The sequence below is a fragment of the Kitasatospora sp. NPDC057512 genome, from assembly GCF_042802135.1.
Classification (GTDB): Bacteria; Actinomycetota; Actinomycetes; order Streptomycetales; family Streptomycetaceae; genus Kitasatospora.
Genome location: NZ_JBHVET010000723.1, coordinates 1 through 4,294 on the forward strand (window position 1 = coordinate 1; position 4,294 = coordinate 4,294).

The 4,294-nt window shown below is 71.5% G+C and carries 4 protein-coding genes; 1 reads left to right on the forward strand and 3 read right to left on the reverse strand.

What is annotated here, in order from left to right; genetic code table 11:
* Nucleotides 1-1,406 (reverse strand): argininosuccinate synthase (gene argG / locus ACFU6K_RS32590; RefSeq protein WP_380669193.1); only part of this gene is annotated, 1,406 nt, incomplete at its 3' end.
* 212 nt (nucleotides 1,407-1,618) lie between these two features.
* Complete coding sequence (locus tag ACFU6K_RS32595) at nucleotides 1,619-2,278, reverse strand: rhomboid-like protein (protein WP_380669195.1); 660 nt, start codon at nucleotides 2,276-2,278, stop codon at nucleotides 1,619-1,621.
* A gap of 234 nt (nucleotides 2,279-2,512) precedes the next feature.
* Here ACFU6K_RS32595 and ACFU6K_RS32600 point away from each other — a divergent pair, with 234 nt between their 5' ends.
* A complete protein-coding gene (locus ACFU6K_RS32600) occupies nucleotides 2,513-3,334 on the forward strand; it encodes a rhomboid-like protein (RefSeq protein ID WP_380669197.1) in 822 nt (273 codons plus the stop codon).
* Here the strand turns inward: ACFU6K_RS32600 and ACFU6K_RS32605 are convergent.
* Nucleotides 3,295-4,116, reverse strand: coding sequence for a YhjD/YihY/BrkB family envelope integrity protein (locus tag ACFU6K_RS32605; protein ID WP_380669199.1), 822 nt, complete (start codon nucleotides 4,114-4,116; stop codon nucleotides 3,295-3,297). The two genes, ACFU6K_RS32600 and ACFU6K_RS32605, sit on opposite strands and share 40 nt — an antisense overlap.
* Nucleotides 4,117-4,294 lie beyond the last annotated feature (178 nt).

Below are 4,294 nucleotides of genomic sequence, written 5' to 3' on the forward strand. Positions count from 1 at the left end.
GTGCCGGACTCGAGCGCCGCGTGGTCGAGCGCGTTCGGGTCCTCCTCGTCACCGTTGCCGGCGGCGATGGGAGCCGCACCGCCCGGGGCGAGCTCGCCGATCAGGCCGCTCCACGGCGCCAGCTGGCCATGTACCGCGTACTGCTCCAGCTTGCTGCGCGAGTCGGCGATGTCGAGGTTGCGCATGGTCAGCTGGCCGATGCGGTCGTCGGGGACGAACGCGGCGTCGACGCTGCGCTCCATCGACAGCTTCTCGGGGTGGTAGCTGAAGTTGGAGCCCTGGGTGTCGATGACCGAGTAGTCCTGGCCGCGCCGCAGCCGCAGGGTGACGCTGCCGGTGACCGGGTGGCCGATCCAGCGCTGAATGCTGTCCCGGAGCATCAGCGACTGCGGGTCGAACCAGCGGCCCTCGTAGAGCAGCCGGCCGAGCCGCCGGCCCTGGGTGTGGTACGTGGCGATGGTGTCCTCGTTGTGGATGGCGTTGAGCAGCCGCTCGTAGGCGATGTGCAGCAGCGCCATGCCGGGGGCCTCGTAGATGCCGCGACTCTTGGCCTCGATGATGCGGTTCTCGATCTGGTCCGACATGCCCAGGCCGTGCCGGCCACCGATGGTGTTGGCCTCGTGGACCAGGTCGACGGCGCTGGCGAACTCCTGGCCGTTGATCCGGACCGGGCGGCCGAACTCGAACTCGACGGTGACGTCCTCGGTCTGGATCTCGACCGCCGGGTCCCAGAAGGCCACGCCCATGATCGGGCTGACGATCTCCAGGGAGGCGTCCAGGTACTCCAGCCGCTTGGCCTCGTGGGTGGCGCCCCAGATGTTGGCGTCGGTGGAGTAGGCCTTCTCGGCGGAGTCCCGGTACGGCAGGTCCCGCTCGGCGAGCCACTCGGACATCTCCTTGCGGCCGCCGAGCTGGTCGACGAACGCCTGGTCCAGCCACGGCTTGTAGATCCGCAGGTTGGGGTTGGCGAGCAGGCCGTAGCGGTAGAACCGCTCGATGTCGTTGCCCTTGTAGGTGGAGCCGTCGCCCCAGATGGAGACGCCGTCCTCCTGCATGGCGCGCACCAGCAGCGTGCCGGTCACGGCGCGGCCGAGCGGGGTGGTATTGAAGTACGTCTGCCCGGCGGAGCGGATGTGGAAGGCGCCGCAGGCGAGGGCGGCCAGGCCCTCCTCGACCAGCGCGGCCCGGCAGTCCACCAGCCGGGCCTGCTCGGCGCCGTACGCGCGGCCCCGGGCCGGGACGTCGGCGAGGTTCGGCTCGTCGTACTGGCCGATGTCGGCCGTGTAGGCGTAGGGGAAGGCACCGTGTTCGCGCATCCACGCTACGGCGACGGAGGTGTCCAACCCACCGGAGAATGCGATGCCGATCCGTTCACCGACCGGCAGCTTGCTCAAGACCTTCGACATGGATGCACCCTTGACCCGCGTGAGCGGGCCCCTGATCTAGCGATGTGTGACGGGATTCGGCGTAATCGATCCGATGCCCGAACTCTGGCATAGATTTGCAGAGTAATGCAAGAGCATACGGAGCCCCGGGTGGCGGAGAGGGTTCGCCCGACTGCTGTGCGTCGCCCGGTCCGTTGGCCAACTTGCTTGGCTGGCCGGGTGGTTGGGGTGGATCAGGAGGCCGGGGCGGGCGTCCGGGTGCGCATCCAGACGGTGCGGGAGGCGAGGGCGCCCAGCCCGAGAGCGACCAGGTGGCCGGCGTCGGCCAGCTGCTGGTCCAGCGCCCAGGCGCCGGCCAGGGCCAGGGCGAGCGCCGGCAGGCCGTAGCGGCGCAGCGGGCGCGGGCCGAGTGCGAGGAGGCAGGCGCCGGTGGCGACCAGGCCGTAGCTGATGCCCACGTCCCGGGCGCGGGAGAGCGCGCCCGGGATGCGGGCGGTCAGCATCACCCACATCGCACCCTCGGTGAGCAGCGTCGCGCCCAGGTGCCCGAAGACGAAGACCGCACCGGCCCGGGCCGGACCCCAGCGCCACTCGGCCAGGCCCAGGACGGTGGCGACCGCCGCGATGCCCGCCCAGGCCGGAACCCCGTCGACCACCAGACCGCTGGTGAACAGCGTCCACCACTTGCCCACTTCCATGTGATGGACGTTGCTGCTGTTGTGCCGGACGAACCGGGCCCGCTCGGCATGGCCCTGGCTCGCCAGCCAGGAGGCCGTCGCGGTCAGCAGCAGGACGTACGCCGTGGTGAGGCGCAGGCGGACGGCGGCTCCCAGCGCCGGGTGCCGGAGAGCGGCGGGGCCGGTCGGTGTCCTCGTCGCGAGGCGATCGCTCATCGTGCCTGGTGCCCTTGCTCGGTGTTTCCCGGTACCGGCCCTGCCCGGTGCGTGGAGGGAGGGCCGCGACCGGGACGGTCAGAGCGCCAGCGTACGCGAGCGGCGTGGAGGCCGTCGGGGCCGGCGGTGGGGCGTGTGAGGTGGGCGGATTCCCACGAGCTGCACAGGGACGGCGGGTGGCGGCGGGGCCGGGCGGGGGCGAGGGTGAGGGGGAGGAGTGTCGAGGAGGCGCCGATGGCCGGCAGCACAGCCAGGGGCGCCAAGGCGCACCGGCGGCCCTGGTGGGCGCGTGCCGTCCACGCGGTGTGGGCCTATGTCCGGCGCGCGCCGGGCACCTACGCCTGGCTGGCGATCCTGCTCGTCACCACGCAGGTGATCCGGCACGTCGATCCGGCGACCGCGGACCGCATCCTGGAGCGGCGCTCGACCAACCTCCACCACCTCCAGGTGTCGCCGGTGCGTGTCCTGGTCACCAGCGCCCTGTGGATCGCGGGCGGTGGCTGGCCGTTCTACTTCCTGCTGTACAACCTCTTCCACGTGCCCGCCGAACGATGGCTCGGCACGTTGCGCTGGATCTCGGTGGCGGCGCTCGCGCACGTCGGCGCCACCTACCTCAGCGAGGGCGTGCTCGGCTGGGCGATCCATCGGGGGCTGGCCTCGCCGAGGGCCCTCTACACCCTGGACTACGGCGTCAGCTACGCGCTGGCCGGCGTGGTCGCGGTACTCACCTACCTGATCGTGCGGCCCTGGCGGTACCTGTACGCGGTGGGAGTGCTGGTGGTCTACGGGTTGGGCGTGCAGCAGAGCCGGGACTACACGAGCATCGGCCACTTCAGCGCGGCGCTGATCGGGTTCGCCTGCTACCCGCTGACCCGGGACCGCCCGGGCTCCTTCGACCCGGTCGCCTCGGTCCGCGCGGTCCGGCGGCGGGTGCGCGGGCGGTCGGGCCGTCCGACGCCGTCGGCGCGTTCGTCGGTGTGGCGGGTATGGCGGGTGACGGGCGCCGGGGCGGCTGGTCAGGTTTCGCGCCGTTCGGGGTCGGTCGTCCCCAGATAGGCGCTGAGCGGCCTCTCCTGGGCCAGCACCGCGCCGGCCGTGATGGCGAAGGTGACAGCGATGCAGAACGCGATCAGCCAGGACAGCACCATCAGCACCAGACCGAGCGAGCCGTACTGGGCCAGTGAGCGGTTCAGCGCGATCGGCATGTAGATCCGGGCGGTCAGCGACATCGCGGTGGACGCGATGGCGGTGAGCAGCGCTCCCGGAACCAGGGGCAGCCAACGGATCCGTGCGCTCAACAGCAGGCGGGCGGTCCACCACCAGACCAGGAAGGAGGCTGTGAAGGTCAGTGGCAGGCCCAGCCAGAGCCCGGCGCCGAAACCGTTTCGCAGCACGCCTTGGAACAGCAGCACGACCACCCAGCAGGCGATCCACAGCAGCCACCGCCAGGCCGCGACCCGGGTGCCGGACTTCGGCAGCTGCCAGGCGTGTTCGCAGACCCGGGCGACCGCCCGACTGCAGCTCGTGCCGGACAGCAGTGCCATCAGCAGGCCGATGATTCCCGTGGTCTGCCGCAGGTCGCCGGGGCTGTACAGCGCCTGGCGCAGCTGTTCGGCGGAGGCGCCGGAGATGCCGAACAGCGAGCGCAGCGAGGAGTTCATCTGGTTCCGCACGCTTTCCGGGGCGAAGGCGGCCACGGCGAACAGGAGGGGGATGGAGGTCAGGAACAGCTGGGAGGCCATCCGGGTGGCGGAATCCAGCAGGCCGGGGGAGAAGAGGCGGGCGGTCAGCTCGGTGATCACCGGGAAGCGCCGCTCGGCCTCACTCCGGGCCCGCATGAATCGCATGCGTGCGAGGAGCAGCTGTTCCTTCCGGTGGCCAGGAGTGCCCCTCCGCAATCTCATCCCTCGGTCCTCCCGCATCCGGGCGGCGGTCCGCACCAGTCAAGGCGAGGCGGTGGCGGGCCGCCACCGGAGCGAGCCGCCCGGCACCTGCCGCCCGCTGCCCGGTCCGCTC

Coding starts and splice junctions, on each gene's coding strand:
- ACFU6K_RS32595 (WP_380669195.1), bottom strand. CDS start 2,278: ATGAGCGATCGCCTCGCGACGAGGACACCGACCGGCCCCGCCGCTCTC.
- ACFU6K_RS32605 (WP_380669199.1), bottom strand. CDS start 4,116: ATGCGGGCCCGGAGTGAGGCCGAGCGGCGCTTCCCGGTGATCACCGAG.
- ACFU6K_RS32600 (WP_380669197.1), top strand. CDS start 2,513: ATGGCCGGCAGCACAGCCAGGGGCGCCAAGGCGCACCGGCGGCCCTGG.